Raw genomic sequence first — 20,523 nt, 5'->3', positions numbered from 1 at the left:
GGGAGGGCGGAGGTCGGTTAGCATGGAGTTCCGTGGCTGACACCGTGAACCGAACCTCGTCCCGTTCCTCGAGCCGCGCCGGTGCCACGCACCCGACGCGCCACATCTTCGTGACGGGCGGTGTCGCCTCGTCGCTCGGCAAGGGGCTGACCGCCTCCTCCCTCGGCCGTCTGCTCCGGTCCCGCGGGCTGCGGGTCACGATGCAGAAGCTCGACCCCTACCTCAACGTCGACCCGGGCACCATGAACCCGTTCCAGCACGGCGAGGTGTTCGTCACCGAGGACGGCGCCGAGACCGATCTGGACATCGGCCACTACGAGCGCTTCCTCGACGTCGAGCTGCCGGCCTCGTCGAACGTCACCACCGGCCAGGTCTACTCCCGCGTCATCGCCAAGGAGCGTCGCGGGGAGTACCTCGGCGACACCGTGCAGGTCATCCCGCACATCACGGACGAGATCAAGGCGCGGATGCGCGACCAGGCCGGCCCCGACGTCGACGTGATCCTCACCGAGATCGGCGGCACCGTCGGCGACATCGAGTCCCAGCCGTTCCTCGAGGCCGCCCGCCAGGTGCGCCACGAGCTCGGCCGCGACGACTGCTTCTTCCTGCACGTCTCGCTCGTGCCGTACATCGGGCCGTCGGGCGAGCTCAAGACCAAGCCGACCCAGCACTCGGTCGCCGCCCTGCGGTCGATCGGTATCCAGCCCGACGCCATCGTGCTGCGCTCGGACCGGACGGTGCCGACGTCCATCAAGCACAAGATCGCGATGATGTGCGACGTCGAGAACGAGGCGGTCGTCAACGCGGCGGACGCGCCGAGCATCTACGACATCCCGCGGGTGGTGCACTCCGAGGGCCTGGACGCCTACGTGGTGCGGCGCCTCGACCTGCCCTTCCACGACGTCGAGTGGGGCGGCTGGAACCGTGTCCTGGAGCGGGTCCACGAGCCCGAGCACAACGTCGAGATCGCCCTGGTGGGCAAGTACATCGACCTGCCGGACGCCTACCTGTCGGTCACCGAGGCGCTGCGCGCCGGCGGCTTCGACAACGACACCCGGGTCGCGATCCGGTGGGTCGCGGCCGACGACTGCAGCACGCCCGCCGGCGCGCAGGAGGCGCTGTCCGGCGTGGACGCCATCCTCGTGCCGGGCGGCTTCGGCGTGCGCGGTATCGACGGCAAGGTCGGCGCGCTGCGCTGGGCGCGGGAGAACCTCGTGCCCACCCTGGGCATCTGCCTCGGCCTGCAGTCGATGGTCATCGAGTACGCGCGCAACGTCCTCGGCCTGGCGCAGGCCTCGTCGACCGAGTTCGACCCGGACTCCTCGGACCCCGTGATCGCCACGATGGCCGAGCAGCTCGCGATCGTCGGCGGCGAGGGCGACCTGGGCGGCACGATGCGCCTCGGTGCCTACCCCGCCGCTCTCGCCGAGGGCTCCGTGGTCGCCAAGACCTACGGCGCCACGGACGTCTCCGAGCGTCACCGCCACCGCTACGAGGTGAACAACCTCTACCGCGACCGCCTCGAGGAGGCCGGCCTGCGGATCAGCGGCACCTCGCCGGACGGCGACCTCGTCGAGTTCGTCGAGCTGCCCGCCGACGTCCACCCGTACTACGTGAGCACCCAGGCGCACCCGGAGTTCAAGTCCCGTCCCACGGGCTCGCACCCCCTGTTCTCGGGTCTCGTCGCCGCGGCGCTGGTCCGCCAGGGCGCGACCGCGTGAGCGACCGCGGGACCGCCGGCCCCGGCACGGGGGTGGACCAGGTCGCGCCACGGCCCGTGGTCGGGCGCTCCGCGCTGCACGCCGGGCGCATCTTCGACGTCGTCCGGGACGACGTCGACCTCGGTGACGCCGGGGTCGTGACGCGTGAGTACCTGGACCACCCCGGCGCCGTCGCGATCGTCGTGCTCGACGCCGACGACCGCGTCCTGCTGCTGCGCCAGTACCGGCACCCGGTGCGCACGATGATGTGGGAGGTCCCGGCCGGCCTGCTGGACGTGCCGGCGGAGCCGGCCGTGGAGGCGGCCGCTCGCGAGCTCGCGGAGGAGGCGGACCTCGTCGCCGACCGCTGGGACGTCCTCGTCGACTACGCCACGACGCCCGGGGCGAGCAACGAGTCGGTGCGGGTGTTCCTCGCCCGGGACGTGCGCGAGGTGGCTCCGGAGGACCGCCACGAGCGTCACGGCGAGGAGGCGGAGATCGTCACCGCCTGGGTCCCGCTGGACGACGCCGTCGCGCGGGCGCTCGCCGGCGACCTGCACAACCCCTCGGCGGTGGTCGGGATCCTGGCCGCGGCCGCGAGCCGCGCCGGCGGGTGGGCGTCGCTGCGACCCGTCGACGTGGAGTGGCCGTACCGCCGGGGCGTGCTGCCCGACTGAGCCCGGGCGTCGGCTCGCCTCACCCACCGGGGTCCCCCGGCGTCCATCGCTGTGGGCGTGAAATCTGCAGCCCTCCGTCGAGGAGACGTGCAGATTTCACGCCCACAGCGGTGGGGTGACGCAGTGGGGTGACGCGGTGGGATGACGCGGTGGGGTGACGCGGTGGGGTGACGCGGGGAGGTGTGTGCGGGTCGCGGTCAGGCCCGGGCGCGGAGCCGCAGGACGGCGCTCGCGGTCGCCCAGGTGAGCAGCCCGGCCCCGAGCATGTGCAGCCCGACCAGCAGCTCGGGAAGCCCGGTGAAGTACTGGGCGTACCCGATCGCGCCCTGGGCCAGGGTGACCACGAGCAGGACCCGGGCGCCCCGACGCGCCCGCGGCACGAGCCGGTCGTCGGCGCTCGTCGGCGTCCGGTGCAGCAGGACCAGCAGCAGCACCAGCACGCCCGTGAACAGCCACACCGAGGCCGAGTGCGCGCGGGTCATCAGCAGCGGGTCCACCGCGAGGCGGTAGCCGACCTCCGCGTCGCCGGAGTGCGGTCCGGCGGCGGTGACCACGACGCCCAGCACGACGACGGGGACGACCAGCAGGCCGAGAGCGCGGCCCGCGACCGTCGCCCCCCGCGACGCGACCGGCGTTGGGGCCCCGTCGCCCTCGCCGTGCCGGTGCAGCAGGTACGCCGAGAGCCAGACCAGCGCCGCCGAGACGACGAAGTGCAGCGACACCCAGGCCGGGTGCAGGTCGAGCAGCACCACCACGCCGCCGATGATCGCCTGGGCGGCGACGCCCGCCAGCGGGACGACGCCGAGCGTGCGGTAGGCGCGCGTGCGCCGGCGGTCCGTCACCACGAGCACCAGCACCGCAATGGCGATCGCGGCCAGCACGAACGTCAGGAGCCGGTTGCCGAACTCCACGTAGGGGTGGATGCCGGCCTCGGCGTGGAAGACGGGGGTGAAGCTGCCCGGTTCGCACTGCGGCCACGTCGAGCAGCCGAGCCCGGAGCCGGTGAGCCGCACGGCACCGCCGGTGACGATGATGCCGATCTGGGCGACCACGTTGGCGACGAGCACGCCCCGGGTCGCGCCGCGCAGACGGGCGAGCCGGTCACGGCGTGCGGGGGTGCGGGAGGCCTCGGCGGGCGCGGTCGAGCTCACGTCACCACGGTAGCCGGTGCTGCGGACGGTTCCCGCGCCCGCGGGGGTCCGTCGGTGTGAGATCGGTCAGTGCCAGCGGAAGAGCCGTCCGGCGCCGGCCCCGAAGGCCGCCGTCCAGGCCACGAGGACCACGACGCTGAGCGCCGGCACACCGGTCCCGAGCAGCGCGCCGCGCAGGCCCTCGCCGAGCGCGCCGGACGGCAGGAACGCCGCCAGGTGGGCGAGCGCCCCGGGCAGCTCGGACGGCGGCACGATGAGCCCGCCGCCCACGACGAGGAGCACGAGCACGAGGTTGGCCACGGCGAGGACCCCCTCGGCGCGCAGCGTGCCCGCCAGCAGCAGGGCCAGCGCGGTGAACGCGGCGGTGCCGAGCAGCAGGAGCCCGGCGGCGGGCAGCAGGCCCGCGAGGACCGGCTGCCACCCGAGCGCGAGGGCCACGCCGCCGATCACGACGACCTGCACCGCCTCCACGGCGAGCACACCGAGGATCTTGCCCGCCAGCAGCCCGCCGCGGCCCAGGGGAGTGGTGGCGAGCAGCCGCAGCACGCCGTTGCGGCGGTCGAAGGCGGTGGCGATGGACTGCGAGGTGAAGGCCGTGGTGACGCAGGCCAGGGCGAGCACGCCGGGGGTGACGAAGTCGATGCGCGTCGCGCCGCCGGTGTCGAGCTCGACCAGCGAGGTGCGCACCAGGCCGACCAGGAGCAGGACCGGCACGACGATCGTCACGAGGAGCTGTTCGCCGTTGCGCAGGATCGCGCGGGTCTCGAACGAGGCCTGCGCCGCCACGCGGCGGGCGGGGGAGGCCGCGCCGGCGTGGGCCGCCGTCGGGGTCGAGGTGCTCATCGCAGGTGCCGTCCCGTCAGGTCGAGGAAGACGTCTTCGAGGGTGCGTCGGCCGACGGCGATCCGACGGGCCAGGACGTCGTGGTCGGCGAGCCAGGCGGTGAGCGCCGCGAGCGTGGCGGGCCCGGTCCTGCCGGCCACCGTGTACTCCCCGGGGGACGGCTCGGCGACCGTCCAGGTGCCGCCGTCGAGCGCGCCGAGGTGCTCCTGCAGGGCGTCGACGTCCAGGCCGGGCCGCGCGTCCAGCCGGATCGTGGGGGAGGTGCCGGGACCGCTCGCGACGAGCTCGGGCACGCTGCCGGAGGCGATGACGCGCCCGTGGTCGACGACGTGGACCCGGTCGGCGAGGTCCTCGGCCTCGGCCATCAGGTGCGTGGTCAGGACGACGGCGACGCCCTCGGCGCGCAGCTCGCGCACCAGGTCCCACACGGCGTGCCGCGACTGCGGGTCCAGGCCGGCGCTGGGTTCGTCGAGGAACACGACCTCGGGGCGCCCGACGACGGCGGCCGCCAGGGCGAGCCGCTGACGCTGCCCGCCGGAGAGCCGGCGGACCGTGGTCCGGGCGAAGGCGTCGAGGCCCAGCCGGGCGGAGAGCTCGCCGAGGTCGCGCGGTGCGGCGTACATCGCCGCCACGTGTCGCAGCATCTCGCCGGCCCGCACGCCGGTGGGCAGCCCGCCGTCCTGCAGCATGACGCCCACGCGGGGCCGCAGGCGCACGGCGTCGGCCACCGGGTCGAGGCCGAGCACGCGCACCGTGCCGCCGTCGGGGGTCCGCAGACCTTCGCAGCACTCGACGGTGGTGGTCTTGCCGGCGCCGTTGGGCCCGAGCACCGCGGTCACCGCTCCGGCGGTAGCCTGCAGATCGAGCCCGTCGACGACGTCACGGCCGCCGTACGTCTTGCGCAGGCCGCGCGCGACGACGGCGGCGCCGGATGGCGCATCGGTGGTGGGCACCCGAGGATTCTACGAGTCGACGGAACGCAGGAGAGACGATGAGCTTCTACACCTTCGCCCAGCCCGCCGATCTGGCGCAGCTCGCACGCCGCATCTGGTACTGGCCCGTGGTCCGCGGCGTGCTCGCCGTGGCCTTCGGGCTGCTGGCGATGTTCCTCCCGCGTGACGTCCCCGGTCTGCTCGTGCAGGTCTTCGGTGCCTTCGTGCTGGTGGACGGCATCGTCTCTCTCGTGGACGGGCTGCGGCGCCGTGGGACGCAGGCCGGTTCGGCGAACCTGGGTATCGGTGTCGTCGCGATGGCCTTCGGCGCGGCGCTGCTGCTCCTGCCCGAGGTGTTCCTGACGATCGCCGTGGTGCTGATCGGCATCTGGGCGATGATCTTCGGTCTGCTGCAGGTCGTCGGGGCGTTCGCCGTGCGGGGCCGCGGGGGTGCGTCGTGGGTGCTCAGCCTGCTCTCGGGGCTGCTCTTCGTGGCACTGGCGCTGGTCTGCTTCGCCAACCCGGGGACCGCGATCACCGCGATGGCCTTCGTGGTCGGGGCGTTCGCCGTCGTGATCGGGGTCGCCCTGGTCGCGCTGGGCCTCAAGCTGCGCTCGCTGGGGCAGCAGGGCGGCACCGGTGGCTCCGGTGGCTCTCGCCCGGACGTCATCGAGGGCGAGATCGTCGACGAGTGATCCTGCCGAGGCCCTGCGACGTGAACCCTCGGTGAAACCTCTGTGACGTCGGTCCTGCCGCCCGCGTGACGCCGCCGGTCACGCGGGTGTGGTGAGGCATGCCTTGCTTGACATTCGCAATTTCGCAACAAGGATGTTCTCTATATCGACGTCGCATCCGGGCTGCAGGGCGCCCCGGACGGAACCCCGGGAGGTGAGCACGTGACGACGAACCCGACACCCGTCGGCACCGTGCCTCACGCCGGGGCGGACACCGACGGCACGCGCCGCCGGGTCCTCGAGCTGGTCGCCACCGAGGGCCCCGTCACCGCCGGTGACCTGGCCCGCACGCTCCGGCTGACCTCGGCGGCCGTGCGCCGGCATCTGGCCTGCCTCGAGCAGGACGGCACGATCGCGGTGCACGAGACCGCCCCGGCGGCCCGCCAGGCACGCCGTGGCCGCCCGGCGCGGCGCTACGTGGTCAGCACCGCGGGGCAGGCCGAGCTCGGGGGCGAGGACGTCGAGCTCGCGACGCAGGCGATGCGCTACCTGCGCCGCACGGCCGGGGACGCGGCGGTGGCGGAGTTCGCCGCCGAGCGCAACGACGCCGTCGTCCGCCGCTACGCCCCGCGCCTGACCGGCGCCGACCCGCACGAGCGGGCCGCCCAGCTGGCGGACCTGCTCGCCGCCGACGGCTACGCCGCCTCGGTACGGCCCGTGGCCGGGCCCCAGATCCCCACCGTCCAGCTGTGCCAGGGCCACTGCCCGGTCCAGCACGCGGCGGAGGACTTCCCCGAGCTGTGCGAGGCGGAGGCCGACGCCTTCGCCCGGCTGCTCGGTACGCACGTCCAACGGTTGGCCACCCTCGCAGGCGGCGCGCACGCCTGCGTGACCAACGTCCCGCTTGCTCCCCCCACCCCCGCCGGCCGCTCCCGCGGTACGCAGGAAGGAACACGATGAGCGTCCCCACCCAGGCCGCCGCCCAGGCGGCGCAGGAGCAGCGCACCGACGAGGAGATCATCGCCTCGATCGGTGCCTACGAGTACGGCTGGCACGACGAGGACTCCGCCGGCCAGACCGCCGAGCGCGGGCTGAGCGAGGCCGTCGTGCGCAACATCTCGGACATGAAGGACGAGCCGGAGTGGATGCGCAAGCGTCGGCTCAAGGCGCTGCGCCTGTTCGACAAGAAGCCGATGCCGAGCTGGGGTGCCGACCTGACCGGCATCGACTTCGACCGCATCAAGTACTTCGTGCGCTCCACCGAGAAGCAGGCCACCAGCTGGGAGGACCTGCCCGACGACATCAAGGCGACGTACGACAAGCTCGGCATCCCCGAGGCGGAGAAGCAGCGCCTCGTGGCCGGCGTCGCGGCGCAGTACGAGTCCGAGGTCGTCTACCACCAGATCCGCGAGGACCTGGAGGCCCAGGGCGTCATCTTCGTCGACACCGACACCGGTCTGCGCGAGCACCCCGAGCTGTTCGAGGAGTACTTCGGCACGGTCATCCCGGCCGGCGACAACAAGTTCTCCGCGCTGAACTCCGCGGTGTGGTCGGGCGGCTCGTTCATCTACGTGCCGCCGGGCGTGCACGTCGACATCCCGCTGCAGGCCTACTTCCGGATCAACACCGAGAACATGGGCCAGTTCGAGCGGACGCTGATCATCGCCGACGAGGGCTCCTACGTGCACTACGTCGAGGGCTGCACGGCGCCGATCTACTCCACCGACTCGCTGCACAGCGCCGTCGTGGAGATCGTCGTCAAGAAGAACGCCCGCGTGCGGTACACGACCATCCAGAACTGGTCGAACAACGTCTACAACCTGGTGACCAAGCGCGCCACGGCCGAGGCCGGCGCCACCATGGAGTGGGTCGACGGCAACATCGGCTCCAAGGTCACCATGAAGTACCCGGCGATCTACCTGCTGGGCGAGCGCGCCCGCGGCGAGACGCTGTCCATCGCCTTCGCCGGCGAGGGTCAGCACCAGGACGCCGGCGCCAAGATGGTGCACGCCGCCCCGCACACCTCGAGCTCGATCGTCTCGAAGTCGGTGGCCCGTGGTGGCGGCCGCACCTCCTACCGCGGTCTGGTGCAGGTGCTCGAGGGCGCCGAGGCGTCCGCGTCGAACGTCCTGTGCGACGCGCTGCTCGTCGACCAGATCTCCCGGTCCGACACCTACCCGTACGTCGACGTCCGCGAGGACGACGTGTCCATGGGGCACGAGGCGACGGTGTCCAAGGTGAGCGAGGACCAGCTGTTCTACCTCATGTCCCGAGGCATGGAGGAGACCGAGGCCATGGCCATGATCGTGCGCGGGTTCGTCGAGCCCATCGCGCGCGAGCTGCCCATGGAGTACGCCCTCGAGCTCAACCGCCTCATCGAGCTGCAGATGGAAGGGTCCGTCGGCTGAAATGACTCTCACTACCGATCACACCCGCGCGACCGCCGACGGTGCCCACTCCCACGGCACCGTGCCGGCCGGTTCGCGCGCCGAGCGCAAGACCTCCTTCGACCTGGCGGACATCCCCGTGCCGTCGGGCCGCGAGGAGGAGTGGCGCTTCTCGCCCGTGGCGCGTCTGCAGCCGCTGTTCGCGGACGACCTCACCGGTGACGGCGTCGCCGTGACCGTCGACGCGGCCCCCGAGGTCGTCGTCGAGACCGTGGGCCGCGACGACGAGCGCCTGGGCCGTGCCGGCAAGCCGGGAGACCGGGCCGCCGTCACCGCCTGGAACGCCGTGCGCGAGGCCACCGTCGTGACGGTCCCGGCCGAGGCGGTCGCCACCGGTGCGACGTCGGTGCGCATCGACGGCACCTCGAAGGACGCCACGGCCTCCCACCTGCTGGTGCGCGCCGAGCGGCACTCCGAGGCCGTCGTGGTCATCGACCACCGTGGCGACGCGCTGCTGAACCAGACCGTCGAGATCCTCGTCGAGGACGGCGCCCACCTGACCGTCGTCTCCGTCCAGGACTGGGCCGACGGCGCCGTGCACGCCTCCTCGCACCGCGCGAGCATCGGCCGCGACGCCAAGCTCAAGCACGTCGTGGTGACCTTCGGCGGCGACGTCGTGCGAGTCACTCCCGACGCGACCTTCACCGCCGAGGGCGGCGAGGTCGAGATGGTCGGGCTGTACTTCGCCGACGCCGACCAGCACCAGGAGCACCGGCTCTTCGTGGACCACGCGGTCCCGCAGTGCAAGTCCCGCGTGACCTACAAGGGAGCGCTCCAGGGCGCCTCCGCGCACACGGTGTGGGTGGGCGACGTGCTCATCCAGGCCGACGCCGAGGGCACCGACACCTACGAGCTCAACCGCAACCTGGTGCTCACCGACGGCGCCCGCGCCGACTCGGTGCCGAACCTCGAGATCGAGACCGGTGAGATCGCGGGGGCGGGGCACGCCTCGGCCACCGGCCGGTTCGACGACGAGCAGCTCTTCTACCTCATGGCGCGCGGCATCCCCGAGATCGACGCCCGCCGCCTCGTGGTGCGCGGCTTCTTCGCCGAGCTGATCGACGAGATCGGCGTCGAGTCCGTCGAGGAGCGCCTGCTCGCCTCCATCGAGGCCGAGCTGGAGAAGTCGATGAGCGTCATCACCGGCGCTCCGGCGCAGTGAGCCCGTCGTGACCGCACAGATCGCCTGCGCGACCGACGACCTCGGCCCCGAGGAGACGCTGCTCGTCGAGCTCACGTCCGCCGACGGCGCCTCCGTGGCCGTCGCGGTCGTGCGGGACGAGGACGGCGAGTTTCACGCCATCAGCGACGTCTGCTCCCACGGGGCGGTGTCGCTGTCCGACGGCGAGGTCGAGGGCTGCCGCGTGGAGTGCTGGTTGCACGGTTCGCAGTTCGACCTGCGCACCGGCCGGCCCCTGCAGCTGCCCGCGACCCGGCCCGTACCCGTCTACCCGGTGACGGTGGACGGCGACAAGGTGCTCGTCGACATCGACGCACCGCTCGCCGCCGCGTCCTGACCCCGCCTTTTCGAGAACAGACCTGGAGAACCACCTGATGTCCACCCTGGAGATCCGCGACCTGCACGTCAGCGTCGACACCAAGGAAGGCGCCAAGCCGATCCTGCGCGGCGTCGACCTGACCATCAACTCCGGCGAGACGCACGCCATCATGGGCCCGAACGGCTCCGGCAAGTCCACGCTCGCCTCCGCCCTGGCCGGGCACCCCAAGTACGAGGTCACCTCGGGCACCGTCACGCTCGACGGCGAGGACGTCCTCGCCATGAGCGTCGACGAGCGCGCCCGTGCCGGCCTGTTCCTGGCGATGCAGTATCCCGTCGAGGTGCCCGGCGTCTCGGTGGCGAACTTCCTGCGCACCGCCAAGACCGCCATCGACGGCGACGCGCCGTCGCTGCGCCACTGGGCCAAGGAGGTCCGCGGCGCGATGGAGAACCTGCGCATCGACTCCTCCTTCGCCGAGCGCTCGGTCAACGAGGGCTTCTCCGGCGGTGAGAAGAAGCGCCACGAGATCCTGCAGATGGAGCTCTTCAAGCCCGGCTTCGCGATCCTCGACGAGACCGACTCGGGTCTCGACGTCGACGCCCTGCGCGTCGTGTCCGAGGGCGTGAACCGCGCCAAGGAGTCCACGGACGTCGGCGTGCTGCTCATCACGCACTACACGCGCATCCTGCGCTACATCAAGCCCGACTACGTGCACGTCTTCGTCGACGGCAAGATCGCCGAGGAGGGCGGGCCCGAGCTCGCCGAGCGTCTCGAGGAAGAGGGTTACGACCGCTTCCTGCCCGCGGGCGCGTCGGCCTCGGCCTGACGGAGGACGCCATGACCGCCACCGACACCGTGCGCCCGCACCAGCCGATGGGCTCGCGCGAGCTCGCCGCCGTGCGGGCCGACTTCCCGCTGCTCGGGCGCACGGTGCGGGGCGGCAAGCCGCTGGTCTACCTCGACTCGGCCGCGACCTCGCAGAAGCCGAACGTCGTGCTCGAGGCCGAGGTCGACTTCTACGAGCAGCGCAACGCCGCCGTGCACCGGGGGGCCCACCAGCTCGCCGAGGAGGCCACCGAGGCCTTCGAGGACGCGCGGGCCGCCGTCGCGTCGTTCGTGGGCGCCGACGTCGACGAGATCGTGTGGACGTCGGGGGCGACCGCGGCGATCAACCTCGTCACCTACGCGCTGTCGAACGCGACGGCCGGGCGCGGGGGAGCGGCGGCCGAGCGGTTCCGGCTCGCCCCGGGCGACGAGATCGTCGTCACCGAGGCGGAGCACCACGCCAACCTCGTGCCGTGGCAGGAGCTGTGCGCCCGCACCGGTGCCACGCTGCGCTGGTTCGGCGTGACCGACGACGGCCGGCTCGACGTCTCGGACGTCGACGCGGTGATCACCGACCGCACCCGGGTCGTGGCCTTCGGGCACGTCTCCAACGTGACCGGCGCCGTGGCGCCGGTGGCCGAGATCGTCGCCGCGGCGCGTCGCGTCGGGGCGCTCACCGTGCTGGACGCGTGCCAGTCGGTGCCGCACCTGCCCGTCGACCTGCACGCCCTGGGCGTCGACCTCGCGGCGTTCAGCGCCCACAAGATGCTCGGCCCCACGGGTGTCGGCGCGCTCTACGGGCGTCGCGAGCTGCTCGAGGCGATGCCGCCGGTGACCACCGGCGGGTCGATGGTCGAGGTCGTGACGATGACGGACACGACGTACATGCCCCCGCCCCAGCGGTTCGAGGCCGGCACCCAGATGGTCGCCCAGGCCGTCGGCATGGGCGTGGCCGCGCAGTGGCTCGACGAGCTCGGCATGGACCGGGTCGCGGCGCACGAGCGCGAGCTCGCGGCCGAGCTGCTGCGGATCACCGAGATCCCGGGCGTCCGCGTCCTCGGCCCGACGGACCCGACGGACCGGATCGCCGTGGTGTCCTTCGTCGTGGACGGCGTGCACGCCCACGACGTGAACCAGGTGCTGGACGACCAGGGCATCGCCATCCGGGTGGGGCACCACTGCGCGCAGCCCCTGCACCGCCGTTTCGGGCTGGCCGCCACAGCGCGTGCCTCGGCCTCGGTGTACACAGGTGTCGAGGAGATCGTCGCGTTCCGCGAGGCCCTCGCGGGGGTCCGCGCGTTCTTCGGGGAGGAGTGAGGAAGCCGGTATGAGCTCGCTGCAGGACCTGTACCAGCAGGTCATCCTGGACCACGCCAAGCATCCCCACGGACACGGTCTGGTCGACGTCCCCAGCGGTCATCTGGCCGGGGAGTCCCACCAGGTCAACACCACCTGCGGGGACGAGGTCACGCTGCGCGTGGACGTGCGGACCACCGACGACGGCGCCACGCTCGAGCGCGTGTCCTGGGAGGGACAGGGCTGCTCGATCTCGCAGGCGTCGGCCTCGGTGATGACCGAGCTCGTCACCGGCCAGGACCTGAGGGAGGTCGAGCGGCTGGACGCCGCCTTCCACGCCCTGATGGGTTCGCGGGGCAAGGGGCTCGACGACGAGGAGGTGCTGGACGCCCTGGGCGACGGCACGGCCTTCACCGGCGTCTCGCAGTACCCCGCCCGCATCAAGTGCGCGCTGCTCGGCTGGGCAGCGTTGAAGGACTCGCTGGCGCGCAGCGGCGCGCTGGCCGACCGACCCGGAGGATCGGATGACTGACAACCCGACCGACACCGCCCCCGAGCAGGCGCCGGCGGCGCCGGGCGCGACCACCGCGGCCGACGTCGAGGAGGCGCTGCGCGACGTCATCGACCCCGAGCTCGGCATCAACGTCGTCGACCTCGGTCTCGTCTACGGCGTCGAGGTGGACCAGAACAACCACGCGACCATCGACATGACGCTCACGTCCGCGGCCTGCCCGCTGACCGACGTCATCGAGGACCAGTCCGCCCAGGCCCTGGAAGGCATCGTCACCGGGCACCGGATCAACTGGGTCTGGATGCCGCCGTGGGGTCCGGAGAAGATCACGGACGACGGTCGCGAGCAGCTGCGCATGCTCGGCTTCAACGTCTGAGCGCGCGCTGCGTCGCGCGTCGCGACGAACACTGACCCCCGCCCTTCCGGGCGGCGCGGTCTGTCCGGTGGTCCGGACGTAGCCCGGTACGGCAGACTTTGTCCGTGTTGCCTGTTCTCTCCGACCCGGTCCCGACCGATGCTCCGCTCGGTATCGGCATGCTCCCCGGCCTGGCCGTCGCACTGGCCTTCGCCTCTCTGCTCGGGGCGGCCTGGTCACGGTGGACGCACGCGCGCGCGGTCCACCGCGATGCGAAGCAGCGGCTGCCCGCGCTGCGGCGGGCCCGGTGGCGGCAGTGGTCCGTGATGACGGGCTACGGCGTGCTCGTGCTGGCCGTCCTCGTGGTCGTCATGGTCGTCGGCGATCCCGGCGCCGGCCGCGGGTGACCTGCGCGTCCCGGTCGCCGTCAGATCTGGGACGCTCCGAGGTCCGCGGCCGGCTCGGGGCGGTGCACGCCCCGCGGGCGGTAGCCCAGCGCGTCGGAGACGCCGGCCAGATCGGCCAGGATCCACACGATGGCCAGCCACATCTCCGTGCCCTGCAGACCCGGCCGCGCCTGCGGCAGCGACGCCGTCGAGGCGTCCGACGCCCGGAAGGCGAAGCCCTGGTCCGGCACCCAGCGGCCGAGCGCCTGGCCCAGGAGCGTCCGGGCGACGTCGACGACCTCGTCCGACCGGTGGCCCGTGGCACGCGTGAGCCACAGCGGGTGGGCCACGTCGAGGACGTTGCAGGCGTTCTGCCGTCCGGGGTGGAAGTAGCGGGCGTCGCGCACGTGCGCCAGGACGGTGTCGACGACCCGCTCCGGGTACGGGACGGGCACGCCGTGCTGGGCGAAGGTGCCGCGCGTGGCGCGGTAGTAGCCGTTCACCGTCAGCAGCAGGTCGCCGTCCGGGCCGGGCCGGCCCCACATGCCGGTCCGCGGGTCGGCCCGTGACAGCAGCCGGCCGAGCAGGGCCTCGGTGGCGCCCGGCGGCGTGTCGACGCCGAGCTCCCGGTTGCGGTGCAGCGCCGTGCCGAGCACGTCGACCCAGTGACCCGTCGCCCAGGGGTCGGCGAGCCGGTCCTGCTCGCGCAGGCCGTGCAGGACGTCCTCCAGCGACGCGTCCGACACGACGGCGACCGGGTGCGCGAAGCGCGAGCCGAGCAGCTCCAGGGCGTACCCGACGCTGAGCACGTGGTAGGCGGCCTCCGGGTCGAAAAGGCCGGTCACGGGGCGGCGCGCGACGCCGTCGGGACCCAGCTCGCCCATCATCCCGGTGCTGGCGTCCTGCCACGACCGCAGGCGGTCCACCTGCTCGGTGGCGGGCAGCTGCGGGGGTGGCCCGTCGAGCAGGAGGTCGGCCACCTCGACGGCGTCGCACTGCGCGCGGACCGTCGCCGAGACGCCCGGAGCGTCGAGGAAGAGTCCCGTCGCGGGGTCCCAGCACCGGTCCAGCACGGCGCGGGCCTGCGCGCGGGCGGCGTCCGCGAACCGCGCCACGGCGGCCGCGAGGTCGTCGCGCGGCGGGGCCTCCGGCGCGGGCGGTGCCGTGCGCCACTTGAGGACGCGGGCGGGGTTCCCCCCGACGACGGCGCCCGGCGGGACGTCCTTGGTCACCACGGCCCCGGCCGCCAGCACGGCCTTGCCGCCGACACGGACGCCGTCCAGCACCACCACGTGCGAGCCGATCCAGACGTCGTCGCCGATCGTGATGCCCTGCACCCGCAGCGGCTGGCGGTGGATCTCGGTGTCCGGGTCGTCCATCGTGTGGTTGAAGCCGAGCAGCGAGGTGTGCGCACCGATCCGGACGGCGTCGCCGATCCGGACCTCGCCACGCACCACGGTGTACGGGTTGACCGAGCAGTCGCGGCCGGCCCGGACGTCGCCGGAGATCACGGCGCCGGCGGCGACGTAGGTGCGGTCGCCGAGCTCCAGGACGTCGGTGGTGACCGACGCCAGCGCGGAGACGAAGCAGCGCTCGCCGCACCGGACGCCCCGCCCCGCGAGCTCCTCCTGGAGAGCCTGCTGCCGGTCTCGCTGCGCGGCGTCGGCCTCGGACCAGAACCGCCAGGGCTCGTAGTCCAGGTCGTGGCGGCCGGACGTCGTCGTCGGCTGCGTGGTGGTCGTCGGGCTCATCGCTCTCCCTCGTGCGTGGTGTCGTCGTCCGAGTCTCGGACCGGGCATGCTGGGACGGCCAGCAGGTCGCCCAGGAACGAACAGACTCGAACAGCGAGTGAACGGAGAACCATGCCGACCGGCCCGTCCCGGCCCGGTGCGCCGACCTCGCCGGCCGGTGCACCGCCCGCCCAGCTCGGCGCACGGCGCCGGGAGCACGTCCTGCGCCGGTTGCGGACCGACGGCACCGTCCGGGTGAACGACCTCGCCGCCGAGCTCGGTGTGTCGGCCATGACCGTCCGGCGCGACCTCAACGCGCTCGCGACGCGCGGGCTGCTCGACCGCGTCCACGGGGGCGCCACGCTCCCGGACCCCTTCGTCCCGGCGTCCGAGCGGGGGACGCCGGACGGGCGGTCACGCTTCACCGTCGGGCTGGTGGTGCCGCAGCTCGACTACTACTTCCCGCCCCTGGTGGCCGGGGCCCGGGCGGCCGCCGCGGCGGCGGGGGTCCGCCTCGTCATCCGCACGACCGCCTACGACCCGGACGAGGAGCGGCACCAGGTCCGGCGTCTGGCCGAGACGCCGGGCATCGACGGTCTCGTCGTGGCTCCCGACGTCCGCGGTGCCGCCGGGGCCGAGCTGCTCCGCCGCCTGGACCGCCTGCCGCTGCCCGTGGTGCTGGCCGAGCGGCAGCCGCCCGGTCCGATGCCGCTCGCCCGCCTGGAGTGGGTGGCGGCGGACCACGTGGCGGGCGCGGCGACCGCGGTGTGGCACCTGCACGCCCAGGGCCACCGGAGCATCGGGCTGCTCACCCTGGCCGCGTCGACGACGTCGGACCTGCTGCACCGCGGGTGGTCCGACGCCCTGCGGTCGCTCGACGTCGATCCCGCGCAGCAGCTCACCGGTCCGACGGACGGGTTCGGGGCGCCCGGCCGGGCCGAGGTCCTGGCCGGTGTCCTCGACGACGTCGCCGCGTCCGGGACGACGGCGGTGGTCGTCCAGGGGGACCCGGCCGCCGTCAACCTCGCCCAGTACTGCGCCGAGGCCGGTGTCGTGGTGCCGGACGACCTGGCGATCGTGGCCTACGACGACCAGGTGGCCGAGCTGGCCGACCCGCCGCTGACCGCCGTCCGCCCGCCGCTGCCGGAGGTGGGGCGCCTGGCCGTGGAGACCGTCGTCGCGCGGCTGGTCGAGGGTGCGGAGCGGTCGGTCCACCGGTCGCTCATCGCGCCCGCGCTGGTGGTGCGGGCGTCCAGCACGGCGCTCGCACCGTCGTCCGATGCCGTAGAGTCCTGCCCGTGACCTGCACCGATGCGCCGCCGCTCCGGGCGGACGTCGCGACCCGTCGTCCTGCGCCACGGTGACGGCCCACGCCCCTCGGGTCTCCCGAGCGATCTCGGCCGTCCTCGCCGCCACGACGATCGTGGTCGGCCTGGCCGGGCGCACCGTCCTCCCCGAGGCGGTCGGCGGCCCGCTCGGCGACGCGCTCTCCGCGGTGCTGGTCGTCTGGCTCGTGATGCTGCTGGCTCCCCGGACGCCCCCGGCGGTCGCGGCCTCGGTGGCGCTCGCGGTCTGCGCGGTGATCGAGGCGTCCCACCTGACCCCGCTCGCCCCCGCGCTCCTCGACCGGTGGCCCGCGGCCCGGTTCGTCGTCGGCACGACCTTCGCGGTCCAGGACCTGGTCTGGTACGCGCTGGGCGCTGCCCTGGCCGGGACGCTCGTCGCCGCCGTGACGCCGCGCAGGGGTGGGACCGGCCAGACGCTGCGGCACGCGCCCACCGCCGCCGCGGTGCGGGGACGCCGTGCCGCCTCGGTGGTCGCACCGCTGACGGTCCTCGGTCTTCTCGTGGTCGGCGGTGTCGTCCTCGGCCGGACCGTCGAGGCCGAGGCCGTCGAGCTGACCGCCGAGGTCACCACCGCGCAGCGTGAGCTCAGCACCTCCGCGGGCAAGGTGGCCGACGACGCCGTCCGGGAGCAGCTCGCCGCGGCCCTCGACCGCGCGGGGTCGGTGCTGGGGGCCACCCCCGTGCTGCACCGGTTGCCGGGGGACGCCCGGGCGGCGGCCGCCGGCCTCGAGGACGCGATCGAGGCCGTGCGGGCGTCCCGGCGGGAGCGCGCGACCGACCGGGCGACGACCGCCCGCGAGGAGGCGGCCCCCGTGCGCCGCCGTGCCGAACGCGTGCTGGATGCGGCCGACGCGCTCGCCGAGTCGGGGCAGGACGCCGGTGAGGCGACCCGGGCAGCGGTCCGTGACACGCTGGGAGCCGTCGACGACACGGTCGCCCTCGCCGACCCGGAGCGCCTCGCCGAGATGCCGCTCGCCGACCTCGAGGAGGTCGCCCCCGTGCTCCGGGCGCGTCAGGACGCCGTCGGCACGGCGACCGCGGAGCTGATGTCGGCCCAGGACGCCGTCGTCTGCCCGTTCCCCGACCAGGTCTGGTTCCCCGAGGGTGGCCGGATCGCCACCGACGATCTCGCGCCGATCCCGTGGGCCCCGGAGCACTCGGTGCGGGCCGACCTCCTCGACGGACTCGTCGCGCTCGACGAGGCCTACCTCGCGCAGTTCGGGGCGCACCTCGTCGTGAACTCCGCGTACCGGAGCGTGGACGACCAGCGCGAGGTCTACCGTCCCGAGAACCCGAACCCGTTGGCGGCACCGCCCGGTTGCTCGAACCACGGTCTGGGCACCGCCGTCGACCTCAGCGTGGGACCTGAAGGGTTCGACGGCGCGCGGTTCGCGTGGCTGACGGAGCACGCCGAGCAGTACGGCTGGACCCACCCGGACTGGGCCGGGCCGACCGGCCGTCTCCCGGAGCCCTGGCACTGGGAGTCGGTGGCGACCCCGGACGCCTACTGACCGCCGCGGCCCGAGGAGGCGTCAGGCCTCGGTGTCCGCCTCGGCCCCGGCACGGGCGCTCTGCTTGCGCAGGTACCGCCGGTCGTCGTTGGCGAACGAGTAGTAGTAGCCGATGAGCAGCCCACCGCCGATGAAGTTCCCCGCCAGCACCACGGCGAGGTTGCCGAGCGCGAGGCCGACGTCGATGCCGTCGTGGAGACCGACCATGAGGAACAGCGCGGTGTTCGCCACGGAGTGCTCGAAGCCGACGAACGCGAAGACGAACACGCTCATGATCATCATGAGCGCCTTGGCGCCGTCGTTCTTCACGAAGCCGTTGTAGACGAGCAGCATGCCGAGGTTGATCATGAAGTTGCACAGCACCGCACGGACGAACAGGTCCGACCACCCCGCGAGGCCCTCGGTGAGGTAGCCGAGCTTGTGGTCCACGGAGTGCTGCATCTGCTCGCCCACCGCGCCGTCACCGAGCGTGGAGCCGAGCACGGCCAGCGCGACGGCGAGGCCGCCGAGGATGTTGCCCAGGTAGCACAGCAGCAGGACGCGCAGCCCGCGCCAGGCGGAGATCTTCTTGTAGTACCGCCCGACCGACACGATCATCATGTTCGACGTCAGCAGCTCGGACTTGCTGAAGTAGATGAACACGAGGGCGAAGCCGAACACCAGGGCGCCGACCATGCTGCCGAGCCCGGCGAGGTCGCCGTCACCGATCCCCGCGAACGTCGCGATCACCGTGTAGTAGGTGATGTACATGATCCCGATGAGCGCGCCGGCCATCGCGGCACGCATGAGGTAGATGTGCGCCAGCCCGCCGCTCATCGTCGACTTGGTCCGCAGCGCGTCCAGCACCGTGGAGATGAACTGCTTGCCAGGGAAGAGCGTGCCCTGATCATCCATGGTCTTACCTTAGACGTCGGACCCCCGCGGCGTCGGCCGACCACGGGGTCCGGCGGCGTGACATGGGTCGCTGCCGGTGCGGACGCCGGGCCGTAGACTGGCACGCGACCCCGTACTCTTTCGAAGGACACCCCTGCCTTGATCACGGCCCACGGCGTCGAGCTGCGCTTCGGCGCGCGCACCCTGCTGCACGAGGCCACGTTCCGCGTGGCCCCGGGCGATCGTGTCGGCCTGGTCGGTCGCAACGGTGCCGGCAAGACCACGCTCACCAAGACCCTGGCGGGCGAGACGCTGCCGGCGGGCGGGACGATCACGCGCGGGAACGAGATCGGCTACCTGCCGCAGGACCCGCGCACCGGTGACCTCGACGTGGTGGCGATGGACCGGGTGCTCAGCGCTCGCGGCCTCGACGTCATCGTGACGAGGATGCGCCAGGCCGAGAAGGAGATGGCCAGCGAGGACCCGCAGGTCCAGGCCGCGGCGCTGGAGCGGTACCCGAAGCTGGAGACGCGGTTCCTCGCGGCGGGCGGGTACTCGGCCGAGTCCGAGGCGCACCGCATCACGAGCAACCTGGCGCTCGACGACCGGATCCTCGCCCAGCCGCTGCACACCCTCTCCGGTGGCCAGCGCCGCCGTGTCGAGCTGGCGCGGATCCTGTTCTCCGGGGTGGACACGTTGCTGCTCGACGAGCCCACGAACCACCTCGACGCCGACTCCATCGTGTGGCTGCGCGAGTACCTGCGGTCCTACTCCGGGGGGTTCATCGTGATCTCCCACGACGTCGAGCTGCTGCGCGCCTGCGTGAACAAGGTCTTCCACCTCGACGCCAACCGCGGCGAGCTCGACCAGTACAACCTGGGCTGGGACAAGTACCTGGAGCAGCGCGAGCAGGACGAGCGCCGTCGTCGGCGCGAACGCGCCAACGCCGAGAAGAAGGCCGAGACGCTCATCGCCCAGGCGAACAAGATGCGCGCCAAGGCGACCAAGGCGACCGCCGCGCAGAACATGCTCAAGCGGGCCGAGCGGATGCTCGCCGGCACCGAGGGCGAGCGGCAGACGGACAAGGTGGCCGCGCTGCGGTTCCCGAAGCCGTCGCCCTGCGGCAAGACGCCCCTGATGGCACGGGAGCTGTCCAAGAGCTACGGCTCGCTGGAGGTCTTCACGGGCGTCGACCTGGCGATCGACCGGGGGTCACGGGTCGTCATCCTCGGGCTCAACGGTGCGGGCAAGACGACGATGCTGCGGATGCTCGCCGGTGTGGAGACGCCGGACACGGGCGAGATCCTGCCGGGCCACGGGCTGAAGATGGGCTACTACGCCCAGGAGCACGACATGCTCGACATGGACGCCACCGTCGTGGAGAACCTGCGGCACGCCGCCCCCGACCTGACCGACACCCAGGTGCGCACCACGCTGGGGTCGTTCCTGTTCAGCGGCGACGACGCCGACAAGCCCGCGCACGTGCTCTCCGGCGGGGAGAAGACCCGCCTGGCGCTGGCCACGCTGGTCGTCTCGAGCGCGAACGTGCTGCTGCTCGACGAGCCGACGAACAACCTGGACCCGGCCTCGCGCCGGGAGATCCTCGGGGCGCTGAACACCTACGAGGGTGCCGTCATCATGGTCACCCACGACGACGGCGCGGTCGACGCGCTGAACCCGGAGCGGGTGCTCCTGCTGCCGGACGGCGACGAGGACCTGTGGTCGGACGACTACGCCGAGCTCGTCTCCCTGGCGTGACGCCGGTCG

Annotated in this window: 20 protein-coding genes; 15 read left to right on the top strand and 5 right to left on the bottom strand. The window is 73.0% G+C overall.

Features of this window, described 5'->3' with window-relative positions; genetic code table 11:
* Positions 1 to 32 precede the first annotated feature (32 nt).
* Positions 33 to 1,721 (top strand): CTP synthase, encoded by a 1,689-nt coding sequence (locus V5O49_RS01955; protein WP_405001126.1) that lies wholly within the window; start codon positions 33 to 35, stop codon positions 1,719 to 1,721.
* Positions 1,718 to 2,377: an NUDIX domain-containing protein gene (locus tag V5O49_RS01950; protein WP_278237210.1), complete on the top strand. Its 660-nt coding sequence runs from the start codon at positions 1,718 to 1,720 to the stop codon at positions 2,375 to 2,377. Before V5O49_RS01955 ends, V5O49_RS01950 begins: the two co-directional genes overlap by 4 nt.
* Before the next feature lie 197 nt (positions 2,378 to 2,574).
* On the opposite strand, the gene V5O49_RS01945 is transcribed toward V5O49_RS01950, so the two are convergent.
* The 3 genes from V5O49_RS01945 to V5O49_RS01935 form a co-directional block, all read right to left on the bottom strand.
* Positions 2,575 to 3,528, bottom strand: a complete 954-nt coding sequence (locus V5O49_RS01945; RefSeq protein WP_332900748.1) for a COX15/CtaA family protein — start codon at positions 3,526 to 3,528, stop codon at positions 2,575 to 2,577.
* Positions 3,529 to 3,594: 66 nt separating this feature from the next.
* Complete coding sequence (locus V5O49_RS01940; RefSeq protein ID WP_332900747.1) at positions 3,595 to 4,371, bottom strand: ABC transporter permease; 777 nt, start codon at positions 4,369 to 4,371, stop codon at positions 3,595 to 3,597.
* Positions 4,368 to 5,324, bottom strand: a complete 957-nt coding sequence (locus tag V5O49_RS01935; RefSeq protein WP_278237213.1) for an ABC transporter ATP-binding protein — start codon at positions 5,322 to 5,324, stop codon at positions 4,368 to 4,370. The genes V5O49_RS01940 and V5O49_RS01935 overlap by 4 nt, the downstream gene beginning before the upstream one ends.
* Before the next feature lie 38 nt (positions 5,325 to 5,362).
* Between V5O49_RS01935 and V5O49_RS01930 the strand changes: the two genes are divergently transcribed.
* The 10 genes from V5O49_RS01930 to V5O49_RS01885 all read left to right on the top strand — a co-directional run bounded on the left by V5O49_RS01930 (position 5,363) and on the right by V5O49_RS01885 (position 13,317).
* Complete coding sequence (locus V5O49_RS01930; protein WP_332900746.1) at positions 5,363 to 5,998, top strand: HdeD family acid-resistance protein; 636 nt, start codon at positions 5,363 to 5,365, stop codon at positions 5,996 to 5,998.
* Between the two features lie 201 nt (positions 5,999 to 6,199).
* Entirely contained in the window at positions 6,200 to 6,937 is a 738-nt protein-coding gene (locus V5O49_RS01925) for a helix-turn-helix transcriptional regulator (protein ID WP_332900745.1), read from the top strand.
* Entirely contained in the window at positions 6,934 to 8,385 is a 1,452-nt protein-coding gene (sufB, locus tag V5O49_RS01920) for a Fe-S cluster assembly protein SufB (RefSeq protein ID WP_278237216.1), read from the top strand. The genes V5O49_RS01925 and sufB overlap by 4 nt, the downstream gene beginning before the upstream one ends.
* Before the next feature lies 1 nt (position 8,386).
* Positions 8,387 to 9,586, top strand: coding sequence for a Fe-S cluster assembly protein SufD (sufD, locus tag V5O49_RS01915; RefSeq protein WP_332900744.1), 1,200 nt, complete (start codon positions 8,387 to 8,389; stop codon positions 9,584 to 9,586).
* A gap of 7 nt (positions 9,587 to 9,593) precedes the next feature.
* On the top strand, positions 9,594 to 9,941 hold the full coding sequence (locus tag V5O49_RS01910; protein WP_278237218.1) for a non-heme iron oxygenase ferredoxin subunit: 348 nt from the start codon (positions 9,594 to 9,596) through the stop codon (positions 9,939 to 9,941).
* Positions 9,942 to 9,978: 37 nt separating this feature from the next.
* Positions 9,979 to 10,749 carry a Fe-S cluster assembly ATPase SufC gene (sufC, locus tag V5O49_RS01905; protein ID WP_278237219.1) on the top strand — a complete coding sequence of 257 codons (771 nt, stop codon included), beginning with the start codon at positions 9,979 to 9,981 and terminating at the stop codon, positions 10,747 to 10,749.
* A gap of 11 nt (positions 10,750 to 10,760) precedes the next feature.
* Positions 10,761 to 12,065, top strand: coding sequence for a cysteine desulfurase (locus V5O49_RS01900; protein ID WP_332900743.1), 1,305 nt, complete (start codon positions 10,761 to 10,763; stop codon positions 12,063 to 12,065).
* Positions 12,066 to 12,075: 10 nt separating this feature from the next.
* Complete coding sequence (sufU, locus tag V5O49_RS01895; RefSeq protein WP_332900742.1) at positions 12,076 to 12,576, top strand: Fe-S cluster assembly sulfur transfer protein SufU; 501 nt, start codon at positions 12,076 to 12,078, stop codon at positions 12,574 to 12,576.
* Complete coding sequence (locus V5O49_RS01890; RefSeq protein ID WP_278237222.1) at positions 12,569 to 12,931, top strand: metal-sulfur cluster assembly factor; 363 nt, start codon at positions 12,569 to 12,571, stop codon at positions 12,929 to 12,931. Before sufU ends, V5O49_RS01890 begins: the two co-directional genes overlap by 8 nt.
* 104 nt (positions 12,932 to 13,035) lie before the next feature.
* Positions 13,036 to 13,317 carry a hypothetical protein gene (locus V5O49_RS01885; RefSeq protein ID WP_332900741.1) on the top strand — a complete coding sequence of 94 codons (282 nt, stop codon included), beginning with the start codon at positions 13,036 to 13,038 and terminating at the stop codon, positions 13,315 to 13,317.
* Positions 13,318 to 13,337: 20 nt separating this feature from the next.
* Here the strand turns inward: V5O49_RS01885 and V5O49_RS01880 are convergent, their stop codons facing one another.
* A complete protein-coding gene (locus V5O49_RS01880; protein WP_332900740.1) occupies positions 13,338 to 15,047 on the bottom strand; it encodes an acyltransferase in 1,710 nt (569 codons plus the stop codon).
* A 111-nt stretch (positions 15,048 to 15,158) separates the two neighbouring features.
* On the opposite strand from V5O49_RS01880, the gene V5O49_RS01875 reads away from it, so the two are divergent.
* Positions 15,159 to 16,328, top strand: a complete 1,170-nt coding sequence (locus tag V5O49_RS01875) for a LacI family DNA-binding transcriptional regulator (RefSeq protein ID WP_332900739.1) — start codon at positions 15,159 to 15,161, stop codon at positions 16,326 to 16,328.
* Positions 16,329 to 16,386: 58 nt separating this feature from the next.
* The gene (locus V5O49_RS01870) at positions 16,387 to 17,883 is read left to right on the top strand and encodes a DUF2809 domain-containing protein (RefSeq protein ID WP_332900738.1); all 1,497 of its coding nucleotides are present in this window, start codon (positions 16,387 to 16,389) and stop codon (positions 17,881 to 17,883) included.
* A 21-nt stretch (positions 17,884 to 17,904) separates the two neighbouring features.
* Here the strand turns inward: V5O49_RS01870 and V5O49_RS01865 are convergent, their stop codons facing one another.
* On the bottom strand, positions 17,905 to 18,777 hold the full coding sequence (locus V5O49_RS01865) for a formate/nitrite transporter family protein (RefSeq protein ID WP_332900737.1): 873 nt from the start codon (positions 18,775 to 18,777) through the stop codon (positions 17,905 to 17,907).
* A gap of 138 nt (positions 18,778 to 18,915) precedes the next feature.
* On the opposite strand from V5O49_RS01865, the gene V5O49_RS01860 reads away from it, so the two are divergent.
* Positions 18,916 to 20,514 (top strand): ABC-F family ATP-binding cassette domain-containing protein, encoded by a 1,599-nt coding sequence (locus tag V5O49_RS01860; RefSeq protein WP_278237227.1) that lies wholly within the window; start codon positions 18,916 to 18,918, stop codon positions 20,512 to 20,514.
* Positions 20,515 to 20,523 lie beyond the last annotated feature (9 nt).

Origin of the sequence: Isoptericola haloaureus (genome assembly GCF_036689775.1) — a bacterium.
GTDB lineage: Bacteria > Actinomycetota > Actinomycetes > Actinomycetales > Cellulomonadaceae > Isoptericola > Isoptericola haloaureus.
The sequence above is the reverse complement of the archived record's forward strand: the minus strand, read 5'-3'. Positions and strand labels throughout refer to the sequence as shown.

Coding starts and splice junctions, on each gene's coding strand:
- V5O49_RS01940 (WP_332900747.1), bottom strand. CDS start 4,371: ATGAGCACCTCGACCCCGACGGCGGCCCACGCCGGCGCGGCCTCCCCC.
- V5O49_RS01930 (WP_332900746.1), top strand. CDS start 5,363: ATGAGCTTCTACACCTTCGCCCAGCCCGCCGATCTGGCGCAGCTCGCA.
- sufB (WP_278237216.1), top strand. CDS start 6,934: ATGAGCGTCCCCACCCAGGCCGCCGCCCAGGCGGCGCAGGAGCAGCGC.
- sufD (WP_332900744.1), top strand. CDS start 8,387: ATGACTCTCACTACCGATCACACCCGCGCGACCGCCGACGGTGCCCAC.
- sufC (WP_278237219.1), top strand. CDS start 9,979: ATGTCCACCCTGGAGATCCGCGACCTGCACGTCAGCGTCGACACCAAG.
- V5O49_RS01900 (WP_332900743.1), top strand. CDS start 10,761: ATGACCGCCACCGACACCGTGCGCCCGCACCAGCCGATGGGCTCGCGC.
- sufU (WP_332900742.1), top strand. CDS start 12,076: ATGAGCTCGCTGCAGGACCTGTACCAGCAGGTCATCCTGGACCACGCC.
- V5O49_RS01890 (WP_278237222.1), top strand. CDS start 12,569: ATGACTGACAACCCGACCGACACCGCCCCCGAGCAGGCGCCGGCGGCG.
- V5O49_RS01880 (WP_332900740.1), bottom strand. CDS start 15,047: ATGAGCCCGACGACCACCACGCAGCCGACGACGACGTCCGGCCGCCAC.
- V5O49_RS01875 (WP_332900739.1), top strand. CDS start 15,159: ATGCCGACCGGCCCGTCCCGGCCCGGTGCGCCGACCTCGCCGGCCGGT.
- V5O49_RS01865 (WP_332900737.1), bottom strand. CDS start 18,777: ATGGATGATCAGGGCACGCTCTTCCCTGGCAAGCAGTTCATCTCCACG.